Genomic DNA, 20,518 nt, shown 5'->3' on the forward strand with positions numbered 1-20,518 from the left:
TATGAAAGTTACTTTATTTGTTACTTGTTTAGTTGATATGTTTGAAACAAATGTCGGCAAAGCAACAGTTGAAGTGTTGGAGCGTTTAGGTTGTGAAATTGAATTTCCAGAAGCACAAGTTTGTTGCGGTCAGCCTGCTTATAATAGCGGCCATGTAGAAGCAGCAAAAGAAGCGATGAAACATATGATTGAAACTTTCGAAGATGCAGAATATATTGTTACACCATCTGGTTCTTGTGCGACAATGTTTCATGAGTATCCACATGTTTTTAAAGATGATCCGAAGTGGGCTAAACGTGCACAAAAGGTTGCTGATAAAACATATGAATTTACACAATTTATTGTAGATGTTTTAAAAGTTACAGATGTTGGTGCAAGTTTACCAGGGATAGCTACAATTCATAAATCTTGTCATATGACACGCCTACTTGGAGTAAAAGAGGCGCCAGGAATTTTATTATCAAACGTCAAAGGATTAACTGTGAGAGAACTGCCAAACGAGCAAAATTGTTGTGGGTTTGGGGGAACGTTTTCAGTGAAGATGACTCCAATTTCTGAGCAAATGGTAGATGAAAAGGTAGATAGTGCAATGGAAACAGGTGCTGATTATTTAATTGGTGCAGATTGTGGGTGTTTGTTAAACATTGGCGGACGTATTGAGCGTTTAGGAAAAGAAATAAAAGTAATGCATATTGCTGAGGTACTGAATAGTCGCTCATGAAGGGGGAACATAAGCTATGTCTATGAAAATCAGTGAGAAAAAATTTAATGATCGCGTTGGCGATGGAATTCAAGATTCGTTTATGCGCGGAGCAGTATCTTCTGCACAAACGCGCTTATATACGAATCGCTTAAAAGCAGCGGACGAATTAGGAAACTGGGAAGAGTGGCGTGAACTAGGTGAACAAATCCGCCAACATACGTTAGAAAATCTTGATTATTACTTAATGCAATTAAGTGAAAATGTATCAAAAAGAGGCGGACACGTGTACTTTGCGAAAACGAAAGAGGATGCAGCAAAGTATATTCAAGACGTTGCAAAAAAGAAACAAGCGAAGAAAGTTGTAAAATCAAAATCAATGGTAACTGAAGAGATTAGTATGAATCATGCCCTTGAAGAGATTGGCTGTGAAGTGTTAGAAAGTGACTTAGGAGAGTATATCTTGCAAGTAGATAACGATCCACCTTCACATATTATTGCGCCTGCACTTCATAAAAATAGAGCGCAAATTCGTGACGTATTTAAAGAGAAACTAGGATATGAAAATTCTGATGATCCATACGAAATGACAAAGTTTGTTCGTAAACAACTTCGTGAGAAATTTATGGATGCAGAAATTGGTGTGACAGGTTGTAACTTCGCTGTTGCAAATACCGGCTCTCTTTGCTTAGTAACGAACGAAGGTAATGCTGATCTTGTTATGTCGATTCCGAAAACTCAAATTGCAGTAATGGGTATGGAGCGTATGGTTCCGACAATGGAAGAATTAGATGTTTTAGTTGGTTTACTATGTCGTAGTGCAGTAGGGCAAAAATTAACAAGTTATGTAACTGTAGCGGGACCAATTCAAGAAGAGGAAGTAGATGGACCTGAAGAATTCCACTTAGTTGTTGTGGATAATGGCCGCTCTCAAATTCTTGGATCGGAATTCCGCTCAGTATTGCAATGTATTCGTTGTGCTGCTTGTGTCAATGTATGTCCTGTATACCGTCACGTTGGTGGACATTCATATGGCTCTATTTATTCAGGACCAATTGGTGCGGTATTAACACCACTTTTAGGTGGGTATGACGATTACAAAGAGCTTCCTTATGCATCTAGTTTATGCGGAGCATGTACAGAAGCTTGTCCAGTAAAAATTCCATTGCATGATTTATTATTAAAACATCGTCAAGTAATTGTTGAGCAAGAAGGACGTGCTCCACTTGCAGAAAAATTAGCAATGAAAATGTTTAGTATGGGTGCATCTTCAGCAGCTTTATATAAAATGGGATCAAAAATGGCGCCAGCAGCAATGAGTCCATTTACATCTGGTAACCGTGTATCAAAAGGTGTTGGGCCACTTAAAAACTGGACAGATATTCGGGAATTCCCGGCTCCAAGTAAAGAACGATTCCGTGATTGGTATAAAGATCATAAGAAAGGCGGGGACAAATAATGACAGGATTAATTCAAAACCGTGAGTCCTTTCTAGATAATATTGCAAAAGAACTTGGACGCGCACGTAAAACGGAAGGCGTAAAGCGTCCAGCATGGAAAAGTAATGTGAATGTAGAAACGCTAAAAGATTATTCACAAGAAGAATTGTTAGAAGTATTTAAAAATCAATGTACAAACATTCATACAACTGTAGTGGAAACGACAAATGATCGTTTGCGTGAAGATATTCAAAAAGTAATCGTGGAAAACGGCGGGGGACCTATTATGTTATCGGCAGATGACCGTTTTGATTCTTATGGATTGACTTCTTTATTTAAAGAAGAGCTTCCAAAGCAAAATGTTGAAGTGAATGTATGGGATCCTGAGAAAAAAGAAGAGAATATGCGTATAGCTGAAAGAGCGAATATTGGAATCGCATTTAGTGATTATACTTTAGCTGAATCTGGTACGATTGTTGTCCAAAGTCATAAAGGCCAAGGTCGTTCTTTACACTTTTTACCGACGGTTTACTTTGCTATTATTCCACGTGAAACACTTGTGCCTCGTATTACACAAGCAGTTCAGGATATGAACACACGTGTAGAAAATGGCGAGACAGTAGCATCTTGTATTAACTTTATTACAGGGCCTAGTAACTCGGCAGATATTGAAATGAATCTTGTTGTCGGAGTACATGGACCATTAAAAGCAGTATATTTCATTGTATAAAAGAGGGGAAAGCAGGCCAGAAAATGGCCTGCTTTTTTAGTAGAATAAAGGATAATATGAAGTAGAAGTTCTCTCCTTTTTTTGCTATGTTCTTCTGGAAAGGAGAGGAAGGGATGTTCACTTATTTATATGCATTGTTAGTGGGGATGGTGTTTGGTTCTTTTTTTATGTTAATTGCGATGAGAGTGCCACTAGGTGAGTCTATCATTACCCCTCGTTCGCATTGTCATTATTGTAAGTATGTGCTAAAGCCAAAAGAATTGATCCCAATCATTTCATTTTGTATACAAAGGGGACGTTGTACGAATTGTAAGAGGGAAATTTCAATTTTGTACGTAGTATTTGAACTTGTAACCGGAATGATATTTTTTCTTACTGTATATATGATTGGGATGGAACGAGAGCTTATCATCATTTTATCGCTATTTTCATTACTTCTTATTATTTCAGTTACAGATTACATATATATGTTAATCCCAAATCGTATTTTAGCTTGGTTTGCCTGTTTACTCATTTTAGAATGTATTTTTGTACCGTTAGTCACTTGGACAGATAGTATAGTTGGTAGTGGTGTTATATTCATTTTGTTATATTGTATGCAAAAGATATATCCAGAAGGGCTTGGTGGAGGAGATATAAAATTACTTTCGTTACTTGGATTTATAGTGGGACTCAAAGGGATTTTTCTGATTTTATTTTTAGCATCTTGCTTTAGTCTTTGTTTTTTTGGAGCTGCTATAGTATTAAAACGTATGAAAATGAGGACTCAAATTCCGTTTGGCCCTTTTATTAGCCTTGGGGCGATATGTTATATGTTGGTCACATATACAAAATAGAGAGGGGATAGAAAATGAATGTATATATGGATGATCAAAGAAGTTGTCCATACGGATATGTTTTGGCAACTACAGTAGAATCTGCGTTACAATTTGTTCGGAGTAATAAGGTAAACATCCTTTCTCTTGACTATAATATGGGATGGAGGCAAAAGAGCGGATTAGATTTTGTAGAAGCCTTTTGTACGGAAGGTTTATATGTTAATGAGATTTATCTTCATACAAATGATGTCATCGGTATGCACCAGATGAAGCAGAGAATTGAGGAAGGGAAAGAAAAAGGGGAGATCCACCCTCATATTGTCATTAAATATGTAGGGAGCTAAAAACTCCAAAGTGAAACTTTGGAGTTTTTAATGTTTCATATGAGCTTGTAAAGGAATGATTTCCTCTGTTTGAGCGGCTACTAATTCAGTCTCTTCCTGTTTAACATCAGGTGCTTTCTTTGTTAAGTAATGATATACCATGCCAACAAATACAGATCCGCCAATAATGTTACCGATTGTAACTGGAATTAAGTTGTGAATAGCGCCCGCGAAAGTAATTGTATCAGGATGTGGTGATAATAAAGATAAGGCAAACAATGATAAGTTTGCGATACTATGCTCATAACCAGATAAAAAGAAAGTGAAAACGAGCATCATCATCATTAGTATTTTGGCTGTGTCACCTTTCACTTGAGAAGGTAAGAAGCAAGCAAGACATACGAGCCAGTTACATAAAATCGCTTTAAAGAATAATTGCATTGTAGGTGTATTCATCTTTCCTTCAACAACTTTATTCATGAAATGACCGTGATCAATGGCTTCGAAAATGCCAGTTGCGTAAAATAGTAAGGCAAAGAATAAAGCGCCAGCTAAGTTACCCGCATAACAAGCAACCCAGTTGCGAAGTGTATCAGAAATAGTTGTTTCTTTTCTTAAAGTTGCTACAGTGAAATACATTGTGTTTCCAGTAAACAATTCAGCGCCACCATATATAATAAGAACGAGAGCAATTCCGAAAAACATAGAAGCAGCTAAATAAGTTGCTGGTGAATCTGCAATGTGAAAAAAGTTACCTAATTTAAAACATAGTACAATAATAAAACCGATATAAATACCCGCAAGTGCGGCACGAATGAAATATTGCATCGGGTTTGTATCTAGCATTTGTTTTTTGCTCTTAGCCAGTTTGACAACATAATCTAATCCTTGTTCTAGCATGAGTAATACGCTCCTTTAGTACATCATCTATAAATACTCCTTATATGAATAAAGTACATGGAATTGTTCTTAGTTTCAATAAGTTTGTGCAATGTTTCACAAAAAGGACATACATGCATTAAGAAAACGTTTACAAAAGATAGTATAATGGAATTTTTTCTGGACATTGAGAGGAGGAAGGGAAAAAAGAAAAAGCGCTGTAATTACAGCGCTTTTTCGTCTAAATTCTTTTCTACTTTTACTTCTACTTCTTTCGAGAAGAACCAACCGCCAACTGCGATTCCAACTAATACAATCCAGAATGTAAGTTTCCATGGTGTAGATTCTGGGAATGAATGCGGAATTACATTTAATGCAGGGTGTGCTAATGTATAGACTGCTAACTTCACACCAACCCAACCTACAATTAAGAATGCTGCAGTTTCAAGTCCTGGTTTACGTTTTAAGATTTGTACGAAAGCAGTTGCTGCAAATCGCATAATGATTAATCCGATAAGTCCACCTACAAAGATAACAACGAATTGCCCAGTATCAAGACTACCAACTGTACCTAATCCTGTTTTTGGTAAAGTCATTGCTAATGCAACAGCAGCTAAAATTGAATCAACCGCGAAGGCGATATCAGCAACCTCAACTTTAAATACAGTCCACCAAAAATTCTCTTGTTTTTTCTTTGCTTCTTTTTCTTCTGCTTCTTCATCCGTATTCTTTTTAACATACGTTTTAAATAAGTGATTACCAGCGATAAACATAAGGTAAATGGCACCAATTGCTTGCACTTGCCATACATCGACTAAGAACGAGATCATAAATAACGATCCGAATCGGAAAACAAATGCCCCCGCTAATCCATAAAATAGTGCTTTCTTTCGTTTTTCTTCTGGTAAATGTTTTACCATAATTGCAAGAACAAGAGCGTTATCAGCCGCTAAAATCCCTTCAAGTGCAATTAGGATGAGTAATACCCAACCATACTCCAATAATAATGATACATCCATGTACATTCTCCTCTCATTTCTATAAGTACTAAATAAGTGAAGAATTTCCCCACTATTTAGTTTCCCCATACTCCTACCTATTAACTTTGGAAGAATTTGGTAATGAATACAAAAAAGACCTCTGCCGTTAATAGGCAAAGGTCTTGCTAGACATATGTAATGAAAATGCCAACAAAGCCGGAAGAACTAGGTTCTACGTAATGACGACTTTGTTTCCAAGAAATATTCTTGGACGCTACTCCCCTTTGGAGATATGCTATTGTACTCTCATTATATGGATAATTTATACGGTTGTCAACCTGTTAAAATATCTTCATTCGGATATTTTATTTTTCGGTTCTTTTTACGTGCAAATGAAAAAGCCAATGTTAAAGGTCCCATTTTCCCAAAAAACATCATAAAGATGATAATAGCTTTTCCAATCATAGTTAAGTGTGGTGTGAAATTCATACTGAGACCGACAGTCCCAAATGCTGAAAATACTTCGAAAGCACTCATCAATAGAGGAACTCGCTCAGTAATACTTAAAATTAAAATAGCAAAAAAGATAAATGAAATGGAAATAATAGTGATGGTCAATGCTTTGACAATGAGAGTATCTTTAATAGATTTTTTAAACACGACAATATCATCTTGTTCTTGTAAAAATTTAAATACCCCAAAAAACATGATTAAAAATGTTGTTAACTTAATTCCACCACCAGTTGAAGCACTACCAGCGCCAATAAACATAAGGAGCATCATTAATAGTAGGGAAGGCTTTGATAATGCAGAAATATCAATTGTATTAAACCCGGCAGTACGAGTTGAAACCGCCTGGAAATAAGCGGCCATGCCTTCTTCAAATGGGGTAAAGCCTCTCATAGAAAGGGAATTGTGGAACTCGAATATAAAAATAAAAATAGTCGCAATAATATTGACGATTAGAGTAGAAGAGAGCATAAGTTTTGAGTGTAGTGTAAGGTTTTTAAAATTTTTCTTTCTTTTTATATCTACGATTACTGTAAAACCAATCCCACCTAAAATAATGAGGGAGGAAATAACGAGATTGACAAGAATGCTATGAGAATGGGACATTAAATTATCGCTCCACACAGAAAAACCAGCATTGTTAAAAGCAGAGATCGAATGAAAAAAGCTATAATAGATCCCTTTAGCAATCCCGTATTTTGGTACCCATTCAAAAGAAAGAATCAAAGTAGCGATACATTCGACTGTAAAAGAGAATAAAAATAATGCTTTGGCAAGACGAATGACGCCACCAATGTTTGTTTGATTTAACGCTTGTTGTAACAAAATTCGGTTTTGAAGACCAATTTTTCTGCCGAGCATAATCGCAATTAAAACGGCAAAGCTCATAATGCCAAGTCCGCCCACTTGTATAAGCGTTAAAATGACACATTGGCCAAATAAGGTAAATACTTTTCCTGTGTCTACAACACCAAGCCCTGTAACCGTACAAGCAGAAACGGTTGTAAATAAAGCATCGAGCCATGAAATAGACGTTGTTGTAGCAATTGGTAGCTTTAATAAGCATGTACCGATAATTGATAACATAATAAAAGACAAAGTAAGAACACGGGGAGGACTCATGCTAATATTAATCCGTTTCATGTTACATATCGTTCCTTTCAGTTTGCTCTTACTAGTATGTGAAAAAGCACGATTATGTATGTTAAAAATAGAAAGAGGCAGAGAATATCTGCCTCTAAGCCATATGGTATAGTATTATCCACGTAATTGTTGTTGAGCTAAAGCAACAAGTCGTTTCGTTACTTCACCGCCAACTGAACCGTTAGAACGAGATGCTGTATTAGAACCTAAGCTAACACCGAATTCTTGTGCGATTTCATATTTAAATTGTTCAAGCGCTTGTTCTGCACCTGGAACTAGTAATTTGTTTGTTTTTACCATGTTGATACACATCCTTATAAGTAGTCCAGTTCAGCTAAGTACCTATCTAAACTGGTAACGTTATTTTATGTGGAAACGACGTACTCATACGCGGAAGTAATCGGTGTGATTAGAAGTTATTGGATAGAAAAAAGAGTAGCAAATTTGCTACTCTTTTTTCAGTATTGTCGCTGTACCTTCCACGACAATATCACCGGATTGATTATATATGTTTGTTTGCAACGTAATGATTTTTTTATCGTCTCGTTTTTTAATGACTTCTGCCACAACGCGAAGTGTATCACCAATTTTGACAGGAGCACGGAATGAAACGTTTTGAGATAAATAAATCGTGTTTTTGCCAGGAAGTTTCGTTCCAAGAATCGTCGAAATGAAACTGGAAACGAGCATGCCATGAGCAATACGTTCTTTAAACATTGTCGTTTTTGCAAAAGAATCTAAAATATGAATAGGATTCACATCTCCAGTTAATTTTGCAAAATTAATAACGTCCTCATCCGTAATAGTTTTTGTAAGGGATGCTTGATCACCGACTTGAATCTCATCATAACGAAGCTCCGGAACAGTTTGTGCTTCTTGAAATGGATTCATTTTGGCCTCCTTCTTTTCCATATCGAAAAATGCTAGCCATCTTGATGTAGTAGGAGGAAGAAAGAGTTTTGTTTGTGCTGCAGTTAGCGCCCACATTTTCCTTACTTGATGGAAGTAAATAAATTTTTTGAGTTTTCCTCGAACTGCTTTGCGAGTTCTAGTTGTTTGGACTTGAACTCTCCCAAAAAAACATTTAGCTGTTTTTGAACCTCGTCACGTTGTAATTGTTGTTGTTCAATAAATTGTTTTGTTGTTTCTTCAAATTGACCGCTAGTTTGAGTAAGAATAGACAAAGATGTTTTCGTAGGAGAAACAGTAAGTTGATGCATTTGAGTAGAAAGTTCATTCCATTTCCCTTGCCACTCGTTAATTTGATCATTTAAGGAGTTTCCAGTTAATTGCTTCACGTAATCTGTATATTGGTTATTGAACTGAGCAGTGAATTGTTGTAGTTCTTTTTCTAGTTCATCTACTCCTGATGTTAATTTATGCAAAGCGTCTTGTTGTTGTTTTAAAGTTTCTAAAGTAAGTTGCTCTAATTGTTTCCCAGCTGAAGAGAAGAGGGAAAGAGATTGAGACCAGTTTTTCCAAAATGCATCGACTAATTCGTATGGCTTAGTTTCCATTGTTTGACCTCCAAATGTTTTTTTGCATATTGTGAACGCAGATTACTCTGCTGTACCACCAGGTGAAGATGAAGAATCCTTTTCATCCTTTTCTGGAGAAGTAGAAAATGGAAAGAATGCATTGGTGTATAACGTAAAGAACGTCCGCAACATATTTTGATAATGTTCAAAAGAAGTCGCACATGTTGTTAAATATTGCTCTCCATATTCTGTTAAAGAATAAATTCGTTTCGCTGGCCCGCCTTCGCTTGTATCCCAAGTAGAAGAAATAAGGTTTTCCTTTTCTAATTTGCGTAGTGTTCTATACACATTACCTTGGTCAACAGAAGAAAAGCCGATGTCCATTAGCATTTGAATGAGTTTGTAACCATGAAGACTCCAGTCTTTTAGACAGAGAAGTAAGAAAGGAACTAAGAAGTTTTTTGGCATGGAGTTTGGTTGTTTCGCTTGGTTTTTTTCCAAACTTTCTGGGTGTTCTGGTTCATTATGTAGCATGATTGTGCATCACCTCATGAATCAGTTAGATGGAATTTTTTGCTTATAAGTGCAATTTACACCTATCTGTTTTTAATGTCAATACATTTGTTGGAAAATAAAGAAAAATAAAATATAGACTTGAAGTTTTATTCAGAATATTAGAAAATAGTGAATAGGTTGAATTGTTTCAAAAACGAAAAAGGGAGTGTAGGCGAAGTGATTGATCAAAAATTCGATCCATTGCAAGCATGGAAAAATGCTTATGAACAAACCGAAACATTTTGGGGAAAAGCGCTCAATGAAACAATTAAAACAGAAGAATATTCTGCTTGGATGGGCAGCGTTCTAGATTTGAATTTGTTTTATCAAAAAGCATTAAATGATACGACAAAAAATTATTTAGAACAGGTGAATGTGCCGACGAGAGAGGATATCGCTAGAGTAGCTACGCTTGTTATCAACTTAGAAAATAAAGTTGATAACATTGAGGAAATTCTAGAAGAGAAAGTGGATTCATTAGGACAAGCTCCTACATTAAAGCGTGATGTTACGAAAGTAAAACAAGATATTCGCACGCTAGAAACGAAAGTTGATCAAATTTTAGAGTTACTAGAAAAGCAAAATGCAGTACTAGCGAAACTACAAGTACCTGCAAAAGAAGAAGTAAAGCCTGCGAATAAACTGGAAAATAAAAAATAATAATAGCGTTTGTTTATAACGTGAAAAAGGGAAAGGGAGAATCTCTTTTTCATGTATAAACAACGAAACATAATTAATATATGGACTCTATTCATATGAGTACCAAAATGATTCATAACAATCGTTCACAAATTCATTTAAGGGGGAAAAGAAATGGTTCAATTAAATGGCAAAGTAGCAATCGTAACAGGTGGGGCAAAAGGAATTGGAAAAGCAATTACAGTAGCATTAGCACAAGAGGGAGCAAAAGTTGTTATTAACTATAACAGCAGTAAAGAAGCAGCTGAAAACTTAGTAAATGAATTAGGAAAAGAAGGACATGACGTTTATGCAGTTCAAGCGGATGTTTCTAAAGTAGAAGATGCAAACAGACTTGTAGAAGAAGCTGTGAATCATTTTGGTAAAGTTGATATTCTTGTTAATAATGCTGGTATTACAAGAGATCGTACATTCAAAAAATTAAATCGTGAAGATTGGGAGCGCGTAATTGACGTGAACTTAAGCAGTGTATTCAATACGACAAGCGCAGCACTTCCATACATATCGGAAGCAGAAGAAGGAAGAATCATTAGTATTTCTTCTATTATTGGCCAAGCTGGTGGATTTGGACAAACAAATTACTCAGCAGCAAAAGCGGGTATGTTAGGATTTACAAAATCATTAGCGTTAGAACTTGCAAGAACAAATGTAACTGTAAACGCAATTTGCCCAGGATTTATTGATACTGAAATGGTAGCAGAAGTACCAGAAGAAGTGCGTCAAAAAATCGTTGCGAAAATCCCGAAAAAACGTTTTGGTCAAGCTGATGAAATTGCAAAAGGTGTAGTATATCTATGCCGTGACGGTGCGTATATCACAGGTCAGCAATTAAACATTAACGGCGGATTATACATGTAATGAAGTAAGAAAAAAGTGCATATCCATAGCAGGAATGCACTTCTTTTTTTAGAAAGAAATCGACCAAAAAGGAGATAGAAAAATGACTACATTCGTAACGGAATGGGAAAAACAATTGGAGTTGTACCCAGAAGAATATCGTAAAGCATATCGCCGTGTGAAAAGAGCGAGCGAAGTTTTATTACGCGAACCAGAACCACAAGTTGGTTTAACACCAAAAGAAGTTATTTGGACGAAGAATAAAACGAAGCTGTATCGTTACATTCCAAAACAAGAAAAAACACAGAGAGTTCCAATCCTATTAATATACGCGCTTATTAATAAACCGTATATTATGGATTTAACTCCAGGAAATAGTTTAGTGGAATATTTAGTAGATCGTGGTTTTGATGTGTATATGCTTGATTGGGGCACATTTGGTTTAGAAGATAGTCATTTGAAATTTGATGATTTCGTGTTCGATTATATTGCAAAAGCAGTGAAGAAAGTAATGAGAACTGCGAAATCGGACGAGATTTCTTTACTTGGTTATTGCATGGGTGGAACGCTAACTTCTATTTATGCGGCACTTCATCCGCACATGCCGATTCGCAACTTAATCTTTATGACAAGTCCTTTTGATTTCTCTGAAACAGGATTATACGGTCCTTTATTAGATGAGAAATATTTCAATTTAGATAAAGCGGTTGATACATTCGGAAATATTCCGCCAGAAATGATTGATTTCGGAAATAAGATGTTAAAACCAATCACAAACTTTGTCGGTCCATATGTCGCTTTACTCGATCGTTCAGAAAATGAGCGCTTCGTCGAAAGCTGGAAATTAGTTCAAAAGTGGGTGGGTGACGGTATTCCATTCCCAGGTGAATCGTATAGACAATGGATTCGAGATTTTTATCAAAATAATAAATTAGTGAAAGGTGAACTCGTTATTCGCGGACAAAAGGTAGACCTTGCAAATATTAAGGCAAATGTCTTAAATATTTCTGCGAAACGTGATCATATCGCTTTGCCATGCCAAGTAGAAGCTTTGCTAGATCATATTTCTAGCACAGATAAACAATATGTATGCTTACCAACGGGACATATGTCGATCGTTTACGGTGGAACAGCGGTAAAACAAACATATCCGACGGTTGGAAATTGGCTGGAGGAGCGTTCTAATTAAAAATAAAAATCCAACTAGCGTATGTTAGTTGGATTTTTTTATGGGTAATAACAAAACATAGAAAGGAGAAATTTATATTTTAGGAGTATAATTATGAAACTTATGACTGGTAAGTTGTTTTGGAATACAGGAGTTTCTATGCCTTGTTATCCATCATTAGAAAATGATATGATATGTGATGTGCTTGTAGTCGGAAGCGGAGAAGCAGGTGCTCATATAGCGTATTCGTTAGCGAAAATTGGAATGCGTGTTACGCTCATTGAAAAAAGAGCAATCGCCTGTGGTAGCACAGCTGCTAATACAGGTTTACTACAATTTCTTCATGATAAATCATTAACTTCACTTATTCATACATTTGGTGAAAAAAAAGGGGTACGAGCATATAAGCTTTGTTACGAAGCGTTACGAACAATGGAGCAAGTTATACCGACTCTCGATATTGATCCCCAGTTTATTCCGCGAAGTAGTTTGTATTATGCAAGTAGAAATGAGGATGTATCATTTTTACAAGAAGAATATAATACGTTACGCCATTATGGATTCCCGGTTGAATATTTTACCGATTCACATATGAAGAAGAAGTATTCATTTATAAAACAAGCAGCGTTATATACGCATGGTGATGCCGAGGTGAATCCGTATTTATTAGCGCATAGCCTTTTGCATAAAGCAAATCAAATGGGAGCTACTATACTTGAGTATACAGAGGCCATACATATAAAAAAATGCCAAAATGATTTAATTTGTTATACGAAAACAGGAAATCAAATTGTAGCAAAGAATATTATTATGGCGACAGGTTATGAAGCACTTTTCGGAAAGAAAGAAAAAAATACAACAGTGGAAACATCATATGCAGTTGTGACAAATAAGGTAGATTCATTTGAAGGCTGGCATGAACAATCATTAATTTGGGAAACAGCACGGCCTTACTTATATTTTCGAACGTATCAAAATCGTATTGTTGTGGGCGGATTAGATGAAGCGATGCAAATTCAAACAATTGGTGATACGAAATTATTGCATAAGCGTGATATCCTTATTAACATTGTAAAAGAGATGTTCCCGCAGTATAAGAATATACAGGCAGAGTACTATTGGGCGGCAGCATTTGGTGGTAGTCATGATGGTCTCCCTATTTTAAAAGAAGACAAAAAGATACATAATTTATTTTACGCATTGCCGTATGGAGGTAATGGAACTGTGTATGGAATGGTATTTGCCAAATTATTTGAGCAGTTATTTACAAATAAAGAAAGTAAAGATTTTTCTTTATTTAATCGATAGAAAAAAGGTAGCGAAGTGATGGAATGAGAGATATAAAAAAGTTTTTACAAAAATTACGTCCTGTACAACTCATTGTTTTGTTTTATTTATTAGCAGTAGTTGTATCGGTGATATTGCTTAGTTTCCCGTTTGTTACGAAGTCTGGTGTGAAATGGACATTTATCGATGCCCTCTTTACATCTGTTAGTGCGGTAAGTGTTACGGGACTGTCTGTTGTTACGATTTCAGATACATTTACTACGGCAGGAATTATTATGTTAGCCCTTATTTTACAATTAGGCGGCTTAGGAATTATGGCACTTGGTACATTCGTTTGGATTATAACGGGAAAAAAGATCGGTTTGCAGAGAAGAAGACTTATTATGGCAGACCATAATCAAGGGAATTTATCAGGCCTTGTAGAATTGATGCGTTCTATTTTAATTGTAATTATTTCGATAGAACTTATTGGAGCAATATTATTAGGTACAAGATTCTTACTTTACTTTCCAACTTGGCAAGAAGCTTATTTTCATGGTTTCTTTGCGGCAGTTAGTGCAACTACGAACGGCGGATTTGATTTAACAGGACAATCGCTAATTCCGTATAAAAAAGATTACATTGTTCAAATGATTCATATGTTACTTATTATTTTAGGAGCGATTGGTTTCCCTGTATTAATGGAAGTGAAACAATTCCTTAGTAAAAGGAGACAGCAATTATTTCGTTTTTCGTTATTTACAAAATTGACGACAACAACATTTTTTGCGCTCGTTGTCGTTGGAACAATCATGATTTTTTTACTAGAACGAAATCATTTTTTAGCAGGAAAGTCATGGCATGAAACAGTTTTCTATACATTATTCCAATCTGTGACGACGCGAAGTGGTGGACTTGCTACAATGGATATACTTGAATTGTCACAACCGACGCTTTTATTTATGAGTATATTAATGTTTATAGGAGCATCTCCAAGTTCGGTTGGGGGCGGAATACGTACAACAACATTTGCTGTTAGCATATTATCACTATACACTTTTGCAAGAGGCGGGAGAACAGTTAGAGTCTTCAAACGTCAGCTACATGAAGAGGACGTGCTGAAAGCATCTGTCGTTATGACGATGGGGATTTTATTATGTGCCACAGCGCTATTTATTTTATCTATTACGGAAAACGTACCGCTTATGAGTTTAATTGTTGAAGTATGTTCGGCTTTCGGGACGACAGGCCTATCGACAGGTATTACGCCAGATTTAACAACGGTTGGTAAACTTGTACTCATTGTACTTATGTTTATCGGGCGTGTCGGTATTTTAACATTTATACTAGCTAGTGGTGGAAGAGAACAGCCACCTCGCTATAAATACCCGAAAGAGAGAATTATTATTGGATAGTATGAAACCATTCTACCTAACATAGGTAGAATGGTTTTTTAGTCGTTAATGCCAAATTGCGGATGCATAAAAGCATCCTTCTTATTAGTTACTTCTTTTTTTAGCAACTCTTGATTTTCTTCTGAAATCCACCCAATATCATTTGTAGGATGGATCCATTCTTCTCCAGCCATAATGGCAGGATCTACTTCATCACTCCAATTGTGAAGTGGACTATTCTCGGAATCATATTTACTGTCTCCGATTACGACGTCATATTGATTTATGAAAGGTTGTTGCATCTTCTTCCCTGTTCCTTTAAAGGATGGGAAATTCATTTGATGCGGGAGCGTTTCATCTAAAATTGGTGACTGAATTTTATCTTTCTTCTTCAAAATAATCGCTCCTTTTTATAATGCTTTCTTCATAGGTAGTATTTCCATCTAGCGGTTCTTATGTACTTGTTAACACTTGCCAGGGATAATTATTGTATGTTGCTTCAAACTAGAGTAGAAAGTGAATCCTTGAGAGCAGGTGAATGTATTGGTAAAAAGAAAAGTGAAACAAAATGCGGCAATCAACAATAATAAAACTCCGAAAGAAAGCTTACCAGATGCAGAATTTGCATTAGAGTATGAAGGAGAGAATAGCGCAAAGTATGCGAATCGTAATTCAAAAAAAGGTAAACAAAAATGAGGCGTTTTTTACAAACGCCTCATTTTTTTGTGGGATTATAAAGGTTTTTTTAATTATTTGTAAATTTAGCGTTCTTTATTGGCAGAAAAATGCGAAAAAACATAGAAGTAGCAACGTATTACACAAAAACAAACAACAAACAAAAGATTAATGTTGGTTTAATACTGCTTTTACACTAGTTGTTTATATTTGAATTGTACATAAGATTTGTAAAAGGAGAGAGAGACAGTGAAAAAAACAATCTTTAAAGCTGTAGCAACTGGAATGGTATTTTCGTTATTAATGGGGTGTGGGGCAAAGAAAGAAGAAAGCGCTGGGGCAAAAGTGAAAGATGATAAACTATCTGGATCATTGACAGTTTACACAGCGATCGAAGAAGAACTTGTACCAATTTATCTTGATTCTTTTAAACAGAAGTATCCAGATGTAAAACTGAACATTGTTCGTGATTCAACTGGGGTTATTACAGCGAAATTGCTAGCTGAAGGAAAAAATACACAAGCAGATGTTGTATGGGGAACAGCTGCATCTAGTCTATTAGCTTTAGATAAAAAAGATATGTTAAAAGGATACTCTCCAAAAGGAGCAGATCGTGTTCTTCCGCAATTTAAAGATGATAAGCAACCAGAAAAATGGGTAGGAAACACTGCATTTATGACAGGGATTGCTGTAAATAAAGAAGAATTAAAGAAGAAAAATTTACCGATGCCAGAATCATATGAAGACTTAACGAAACCAGAATATAAAGGAACGCTTGTTATGCCACATCCAGCTTCTTCTGGAACAGGATTTTTAACAGTTTCTGCATGGTTACAAATTATGGGTGAAGATAAAGGCTGGGATTACATGAAGAAACTTCATGATAATATGGCAACTTATACTCACTCAGGATCAAAACCAGCGAAATTAGCAGGCGCGGGTGAATATCCAGTTGGCGTATCGATGGTTTATAGTGCTTTGAAAGAGAAACAAAAAGGTGCACCAGTTGAAGTTGTATTGCCGAAAGAAGGATTAGGATGGGAAGTAGAAGCGAACGCACTTATTAAAAAAGATAATGCGAAAAATGAAAAATTAGCGCAAGCATTTTTAGATTGGGCAATTACTGATGATGTAATGAAGTTATACTTTGAGAAAAATGGATTTGCGACAATTAAAAATGATTATAAACTTCCAGATGGATTCCCGAAAGATGTAACAGAAAAGTTATACAAAAAGAATGACTTTAAATGGGCAGCAGAAAATCGCGACAAAATTTTAGAAAAATGGGAAAAAGAGTTTGGCCAAAAAGCAGAACCGAAAAAGTAAGTGAGTGGGAGAGAGAAAAAATGAGCGAATATTTATCAATTCAACACATTCAAAAACAGTTTGATGCATTTACAGCGTTAAAAGATATTTCTTTTACTGTGAAAAAAAATGAGTTTGTATGTTTATTAGGCCCAAGTGGTTGTGGGAAAACGACATTGCTTCGAATTTTAGCAGGGTTAGAAGAGGCAACAACAGGTAGTATAGCTGTGAATGGAAAAGATATTACAGCATTACCTCCTGGAAAGAGGAACTTCGGAATGGTGTTTCAATCGTATGCATTATTTCCGAATTTAACAGCACTTGAAAATATTGAATACGGCTTAAAGACAAAAAAATATGGAAAAGCAGAAGTAAAAGAGAAAGCGCTAGAGGCGTTAGAACTAGTTGATTTACTGAATGTAAAAGATAAATATCCTGCTCAAATGTCTGGTGGACAACAGCAGCGAGTGGCACTTGCACGTGCGCTCGCTCTGTCTCCGGATATTTTGTTACTGGATGAGCCGTTATCTGCTTTAGATGCAAAAGTACGTGAAAAGTTACGTAGAGAAATGCGTGATTTGCAAGAAAAAGTAGGAGTAACAACTATTATGGTCACGCATGATCAAGAAGAGGCATTAACGATGGCTGATAAAATTGTTGTAATGAATCATGCGGAAATTATGCAGATTGGAACACCAGAGGAGATTTATCAAAGACCAGCCAATCCGTTTGTGGCAGATTTTATAGGTTCTATTAATTTCTTTTCGAAAAATAATGAAGAACATGCAATTCGTCCTGAACATGTAACAATTGTACAAAACGATGGTATTAAAACAGTTGTGGAAAGTATGGAATTTCGCGGATCTGTATATCGGACAGAAGTGCGAGTCGTAGAAGAAAAAACACATCTTTATAATGAGAAAATTGTAGTAGATATATTGGCATCAGAAGTAGAAAAAACAGCTATTAGAAAAGGAAAGCCGATTCAAATCTCTTTCTCAGAAAATCATATGTTGTCATATGGAAAGAAGGTCATTGTATAGATGGAGATGTTAGAAAATTTCAAGGTAGAAAGTACGAAAAAAAAGATTAAGAGACGTATTGGTAAAGAAGAGTGGATACAAAGACTATTAATTATTTGTATGCTTCTTGCTTTTTTGATCATGCTTGTATTACCCCTATTACAATTGTTTACACAAGCTTTTTACGATAAAGATGGAGCTTTCATTGGTGTTGCGAATTTCAGTAAATATTTCACAACACCAACGTTAGTTCAATCATTGCAAAATACGATATGGATTTCGGGCGCGACAACAATTATTGCAGTGACACTCGCTTTCGCTTACGCCTATGCGATTGCTCGTACGAATTTGTTTGGGAAGCGTGTATTTCAATATGTTGCGTTGTTACCACTATTCGCACCAACGATGATGCACGGTATCGCACTGACATATTTATTTGGTAATCAGGGGTTAGTAACGAAAGGAATGTTTGGTTTGTTTGAAGGTATACAAATCCCTTTATATGGACCAGTAGGAATTGTAATGGCTGAAGTCATGTATACATTTCCGCAAGCATTTCTTATATTATTAATTGCTTTTCAAGGCTCTGATTATCGTTTATATGAAGCTTCTAATATGTTAGGGGCGAGTAAAACAAAGCAATTTTTCACTGTTACTTTACCTAGTGTAAAGTACGGATTAATTAGTGCGATGTTCGTTGTGTTTACACTTAGTTTCACTGATTTTGGGGCACCAAAAATTGTTGGCGGGCAATATAATGTACTTGCTACTGACGTATATAAGCAAGTAATTGGGCAGCAAAATATGCCGATGGGTGCAACTGTCGGAATGATTTTATTAATCCCAGCTATATTTGCATTTGCAGTTGATCGCATTACGCAAAGAAAGCAGGCGAATCTCTTATCTTCCAAATCAGTACCTTATAGAATAATAACTAATAAGAAACGAGATGTTATTTCATTTGTATATTGTAGCGTAGTAACGCTTATGATTATTCTATTATTTGTGGCAGTTGGTATTGCTGCAAGTGTGAAAGTATGGCCATATAATATGAGCTTTACATTTGAGCATTTTAATTTTTCCAGTTTAACAGGAGATGGACTTGAAGCATTTAAAAATAGCGTAATTGTCTCAGCAATTACAGCGGTTATTGGAGCGGTTTTAACATTTATGTTCGCCTATGCGATTGAGAAAATAGATCAGCTGCAATTTTTCCGAAAAGCAGGTTACTTTTTCTCTATCGTCCCGTTAGCGATACCAGGTTTAGTACTTGGGTTAGGCTATGTCTTTTTCTTTAGTCAACCAACCATACAAATTTTTGGACTTTCAGTAACGAATCCGTTTCATTCTCTATACGGAACAATTGTTGTGCTAGTACTAGTCAATATCATTCATTTTTATTCTGTAACATTTGTTACGGCAACGACAGCTTTAAAGAAATTAGATCGAGAGTTTGAACTTGTTTCACAGTCGATGGGGGTTCCGTTTTATAAAACATTCTTTAGAGTGACGGTACCGATGTGTTTACCAGCCATTTTAGAAATGGTAATGTACTACTTCGTAAATTCAATGGTAACTGTCTCGGCAGTTGTATTCCTATATGCAGCTGATTTTAAACTAGCTGCCGTATCAATTGTAAATATGGATGATGCAGGAAATGTAGCACCAGCAGCTGCAATGAGTGTACTTATTGTTGTTACAAATATTGTAGTAAGAGTTGTATATGAATGGGGAACGAAAGCACTTCGTAACCGAACTTCACAATGGCAAAAAAGATAAATAAGAAGGGTGATGGATTGAATGAAAATAGAAGCAGTTATTTTTGATTGGGCAGGTACGACAGTTGATTATGGATGTTTTGCACCACTTGAAGTATTTATGGAGATTTTCCATAAACGCGGTGTTGAAATTACTGCAGAAGAAGCTCGTAAGCCAATGGGGTTATTGAAAATTGATCATGTTAGGGCACTAACAGAGATGCCTCGTATTACGAGTGAGTGGAATCGTGTTTTCGGACAATTACCAACTGAAGCAGACATTCAGGAGATGTATGCGGAATTTGAAGAAATTCTCTTTGCTATTTTACCGCGCTATGCGTCGCCGATTCATGGAGTAAAAGAAGTGATTGCTTCTTTACGTGAAAGAGGAATTAAAATTGGTTCAACGACTGGCTATACGAGAGAAATGATGGATATTGTAGCAAAAGAAGCAGCGCTACAAGGGTATAAACCTGATTTTCTTGTCACGCCAGATGATGTTACAGCGGGTCGTCCGTATCCGTGGATGTGTTATAAAAATGCGATGGAACTTGGTGTCTATCCTATGAATCATATGATAAAAGTTGGGGACACGGTATCAGATATGAAAGAGGGAAGAAATGCTGGTATGTGGACAGTTGGTGTAATTCTTGGCAGTAGCGAGCTCGGTTTAACTGAGGAGGAAGTGGAGAATATGGATCCAGCAGAACTTCGTGAAAAAATAGAAGTAGTTCGCAATCGTTTCGTTGAAAATGGGGCGCACTTTACGATAGAAACGATGCAGGGACTCGAAAGCGTAATGGAGCATATCGAGAAACAAGAACTTATTATTTCATAAAA

23 protein-coding genes and 1 riboswitch are annotated in these 20,518 nt (G+C 36.1%); of the genes, 15 read left to right on the forward strand and 8 right to left on the reverse strand.

Annotated elements, in window-relative coordinates; genetic code table 11:
• The first annotated feature begins 1 nt into the window (after position 1).
• The 5 genes from KZZ19_RS06545 to KZZ19_RS06565 all read left to right on the forward strand — a co-directional run bounded on the left by KZZ19_RS06545 (position 2) and on the right by KZZ19_RS06565 (position 4,031).
• On the forward strand, positions 2-721 hold the full coding sequence (locus KZZ19_RS06545) for a (Fe-S)-binding protein (RefSeq protein WP_000869144.1): 720 nt from the start codon (positions 2-4) through the stop codon (positions 719-721).
• A 16-nt stretch (positions 722-737) separates the two neighbouring features.
• The gene (locus KZZ19_RS06550) at positions 738-2,159 is read left to right on the forward strand and encodes a LutB/LldF family L-lactate oxidation iron-sulfur protein (RefSeq protein ID WP_088095633.1); all 1,422 of its coding nucleotides are present in this window, start codon (positions 738-740) and stop codon (positions 2,157-2,159) included.
• The gene (locus KZZ19_RS06555; protein ID WP_088095634.1) at positions 2,159-2,869 is read left to right on the forward strand and encodes a LutC/YkgG family protein; all 711 of its coding nucleotides are present in this window, start codon (positions 2,159-2,161) and stop codon (positions 2,867-2,869) included. The genes KZZ19_RS06550 and KZZ19_RS06555 overlap by 1 nt, the downstream gene beginning before the upstream one ends.
• A gap of 113 nt (positions 2,870-2,982) precedes the next feature.
• Positions 2,983-3,705, forward strand: coding sequence for a prepilin peptidase (locus tag KZZ19_RS06560; protein ID WP_088095635.1), 723 nt, complete (start codon positions 2,983-2,985; stop codon positions 3,703-3,705).
• 14 nt (positions 3,706-3,719) lie between these two features.
• Positions 3,720-4,031, forward strand: a complete 312-nt coding sequence (locus KZZ19_RS06565; protein ID WP_237979924.1) for a cyclic-phosphate processing receiver domain-containing protein — start codon at positions 3,720-3,722, stop codon at positions 4,029-4,031.
• A 27-nt stretch (positions 4,032-4,058) separates the two neighbouring features.
• Here the strand turns inward: KZZ19_RS06565 and KZZ19_RS06570 are convergent, their stop codons facing one another.
• The 7 genes from KZZ19_RS06570 to phaQ form a co-directional block, all read right to left on the reverse strand.
• On the reverse strand, positions 4,059-4,910 hold the full coding sequence (locus KZZ19_RS06570; protein WP_088095637.1) for a formate/nitrite transporter family protein: 852 nt from the start codon (positions 4,908-4,910) through the stop codon (positions 4,059-4,061).
• Between the two features lie 203 nt (positions 4,911-5,113).
• On the reverse strand, positions 5,114-5,908 hold the full coding sequence (locus tag KZZ19_RS06575) for a TerC family protein (protein ID WP_088095638.1): 795 nt from the start codon (positions 5,906-5,908) through the stop codon (positions 5,114-5,116).
• 90 nt (positions 5,909-5,998) lie between these two features.
• Positions 5,999-6,164, reverse strand: a riboswitch (yybP-ykoY riboswitch).
• A 38-nt stretch (positions 6,165-6,202) separates the two neighbouring features.
• A complete protein-coding gene (locus tag KZZ19_RS06580; protein WP_098343215.1) occupies positions 6,203-7,522 on the reverse strand; it encodes a TrkH family potassium uptake protein in 1,320 nt (439 codons plus the stop codon).
• 114 nt (positions 7,523-7,636) lie between these two features.
• Entirely contained in the window at positions 7,637-7,822 is a 186-nt protein-coding gene (locus KZZ19_RS06585) for an alpha/beta-type small acid-soluble spore protein (RefSeq protein ID WP_000241212.1), read from the reverse strand.
• Positions 7,823-7,969: 147 nt separating this feature from the next.
• Positions 7,970-8,413, reverse strand: a complete 444-nt coding sequence (locus KZZ19_RS06590) for a MaoC family dehydratase (protein WP_001067917.1) — start codon at positions 8,411-8,413, stop codon at positions 7,970-7,972.
• Between the two features lie 101 nt (positions 8,414-8,514).
• Positions 8,515-9,039, reverse strand: a complete 525-nt coding sequence (gene phaP, locus KZZ19_RS06595) for a polyhydroxyalkanoic acid inclusion protein PhaP (protein WP_088095640.1) — start codon at positions 9,037-9,039, stop codon at positions 8,515-8,517.
• A 42-nt stretch (positions 9,040-9,081) separates the two neighbouring features.
• Positions 9,082-9,534: a poly-beta-hydroxybutyrate-responsive repressor gene (gene phaQ, locus KZZ19_RS06600; RefSeq protein ID WP_000903018.1), complete on the reverse strand. Its 453-nt coding sequence runs from the start codon at positions 9,532-9,534 to the stop codon at positions 9,082-9,084.
• A gap of 198 nt (positions 9,535-9,732) precedes the next feature.
• On the opposite strand from phaQ, the gene phaR reads away from it, so the two are divergent.
• The 5 genes from phaR (at position 9,733) to KZZ19_RS06625 (ending at position 14,940) form a co-directional block, all read left to right on the forward strand.
• Positions 9,733-10,215: a polyhydroxyalkanoic acid synthase subunit PhaR gene (gene phaR / locus KZZ19_RS06605; RefSeq protein WP_088095641.1), complete on the forward strand. Its 483-nt coding sequence runs from the start codon at positions 9,733-9,735 to the stop codon at positions 10,213-10,215.
• Positions 10,216-10,368: 153 nt separating this feature from the next.
• Positions 10,369-11,112: an acetoacetyl-CoA reductase gene (locus tag KZZ19_RS06610; protein ID WP_088095642.1), complete on the forward strand. Its 744-nt coding sequence runs from the start codon at positions 10,369-10,371 to the stop codon at positions 11,110-11,112.
• A gap of 82 nt (positions 11,113-11,194) precedes the next feature.
• Entirely contained in the window at positions 11,195-12,280 is a 1,086-nt protein-coding gene (phaC, locus tag KZZ19_RS06615; RefSeq protein WP_000206842.1) for a class III poly(R)-hydroxyalkanoic acid synthase subunit PhaC, read from the forward strand.
• A gap of 93 nt (positions 12,281-12,373) precedes the next feature.
• Positions 12,374-13,567, forward strand: coding sequence for an NAD(P)/FAD-dependent oxidoreductase (locus tag KZZ19_RS06620; RefSeq protein WP_237979926.1), 1,194 nt, complete (start codon positions 12,374-12,376; stop codon positions 13,565-13,567).
• 23 nt (positions 13,568-13,590) lie between these two features.
• Positions 13,591-14,940: a TrkH family potassium uptake protein gene (locus KZZ19_RS06625; RefSeq protein WP_237979927.1), complete on the forward strand. Its 1,350-nt coding sequence runs from the start codon at positions 13,591-13,593 to the stop codon at positions 14,938-14,940.
• A 38-nt stretch (positions 14,941-14,978) separates the two neighbouring features.
• On the opposite strand, the gene KZZ19_RS06630 is transcribed toward KZZ19_RS06625, so the two are convergent.
• Positions 14,979-15,314, reverse strand: coding sequence for a DUF3905 domain-containing protein (locus KZZ19_RS06630; RefSeq protein WP_061678858.1), 336 nt, complete (start codon positions 15,312-15,314; stop codon positions 14,979-14,981).
• Positions 15,315-15,462: 148 nt separating this feature from the next.
• Between KZZ19_RS06630 and KZZ19_RS06635 the strand changes: the two genes are divergently transcribed.
• From KZZ19_RS06635 to phnX, 5 genes are all read left to right on the forward strand, one after another.
• A complete protein-coding gene (locus KZZ19_RS06635; RefSeq protein WP_000240799.1) occupies positions 15,463-15,615 on the forward strand; it encodes a hypothetical protein in 153 nt (50 codons plus the stop codon).
• A gap of 228 nt (positions 15,616-15,843) precedes the next feature.
• Entirely contained in the window at positions 15,844-16,920 is a 1,077-nt protein-coding gene (locus KZZ19_RS06640; RefSeq protein WP_088095647.1) for a putative 2-aminoethylphosphonate ABC transporter substrate-binding protein, read from the forward strand.
• A 20-nt stretch (positions 16,921-16,940) separates the two neighbouring features.
• Positions 16,941-17,942 (forward strand): putative 2-aminoethylphosphonate ABC transporter ATP-binding protein, encoded by a 1,002-nt coding sequence (locus KZZ19_RS06645; protein ID WP_061678860.1) that lies wholly within the window; start codon positions 16,941-16,943, stop codon positions 17,940-17,942.
• The gene (locus tag KZZ19_RS06650) at positions 17,943-19,700 is read left to right on the forward strand and encodes a putative 2-aminoethylphosphonate ABC transporter permease subunit (protein WP_237979928.1); all 1,758 of its coding nucleotides are present in this window, start codon (positions 17,943-17,945) and stop codon (positions 19,698-19,700) included. It abuts the gene before it with no gap.
• A 21-nt stretch (positions 19,701-19,721) separates the two neighbouring features.
• Entirely contained in the window at positions 19,722-20,516 is a 795-nt protein-coding gene (gene phnX, locus KZZ19_RS06655; RefSeq protein WP_237979929.1) for a phosphonoacetaldehyde hydrolase, read from the forward strand.
• Positions 20,517-20,518: the final 2 nt, after the last annotated feature.

This window comes from Bacillus thuringiensis, from assembly GCF_022095615.2.
GTDB lineage: Bacteria > Bacillota > Bacilli > Bacillales > Bacillaceae_G > Bacillus_A > Bacillus_A cereus_AG.

Bases quoted from the DNA above. Each gene is read 5' to 3' on its own strand.
- KZZ19_RS06590 (WP_001067917.1), bottom strand. From the start codon at position 8,413: ATGAATCCATTTCAAGAAGCACAAACTGTTCCGGAGCTTCGTTATGAT.
- KZZ19_RS06575 (WP_088095638.1), bottom strand. From the start codon at position 5,908: ATGGATGTATCATTATTATTGGAGTATGGTTGGGTATTACTCATCCTA.
- KZZ19_RS06650 (WP_237979928.1), top strand. From the start codon at position 17,943: ATGGAGATGTTAGAAAATTTCAAGGTAGAAAGTACGAAAAAAAAGATT.
- phnX (WP_237979929.1), top strand. From the start codon at position 19,722: ATGAAAATAGAAGCAGTTATTTTTGATTGGGCAGGTACGACAGTTGAT.
- KZZ19_RS06580 (WP_098343215.1), bottom strand. From the start codon at position 7,522: ATGAAACGGATTAATATTAGCATGAGTCCTCCCCGTGTTCTTACTTTG.
- KZZ19_RS06625 (WP_237979927.1), top strand. From the start codon at position 13,591: ATGAGAGATATAAAAAAGTTTTTACAAAAATTACGTCCTGTACAACTC.
- KZZ19_RS06585 (WP_000241212.1), bottom strand. From the start codon at position 7,822: ATGGTAAAAACAAACAAATTACTAGTTCCAGGTGCAGAACAAGCGCTT.
- KZZ19_RS06560 (WP_088095635.1), top strand. From the start codon at position 2,983: ATGTTCACTTATTTATATGCATTGTTAGTGGGGATGGTGTTTGGTTCT.
- KZZ19_RS06565 (WP_237979924.1), top strand. From the start codon at position 3,720: ATGAATGTATATATGGATGATCAAAGAAGTTGTCCATACGGATATGTT.
- KZZ19_RS06545 (WP_000869144.1), top strand. From the start codon at position 2: ATGAAAGTTACTTTATTTGTTACTTGTTTAGTTGATATGTTTGAAACA.
- phaC (WP_000206842.1), top strand. From the start codon at position 11,195: ATGACTACATTCGTAACGGAATGGGAAAAACAATTGGAGTTGTACCCA.
- KZZ19_RS06570 (WP_088095637.1), bottom strand. From the start codon at position 4,910: ATGCTAGAACAAGGATTAGATTATGTTGTCAAACTGGCTAAGAGCAAA.
- phaQ (WP_000903018.1), bottom strand. From the start codon at position 9,534: ATGCTACATAATGAACCAGAACACCCAGAAAGTTTGGAAAAAAACCAA.
- KZZ19_RS06645 (WP_061678860.1), top strand. From the start codon at position 16,941: ATGAGCGAATATTTATCAATTCAACACATTCAAAAACAGTTTGATGCA.
- phaP (WP_088095640.1), bottom strand. From the start codon at position 9,039: ATGGAAACTAAGCCATACGAATTAGTCGATGCATTTTGGAAAAACTGG.
- KZZ19_RS06550 (WP_088095633.1), top strand. From the start codon at position 738: ATGTCTATGAAAATCAGTGAGAAAAAATTTAATGATCGCGTTGGCGAT.
- KZZ19_RS06555 (WP_088095634.1), top strand. From the start codon at position 2,159: ATGACAGGATTAATTCAAAACCGTGAGTCCTTTCTAGATAATATTGCA.
- KZZ19_RS06620 (WP_237979926.1), top strand. From the start codon at position 12,374: ATGAAACTTATGACTGGTAAGTTGTTTTGGAATACAGGAGTTTCTATG.
- KZZ19_RS06610 (WP_088095642.1), top strand. From the start codon at position 10,369: ATGGTTCAATTAAATGGCAAAGTAGCAATCGTAACAGGTGGGGCAAAA.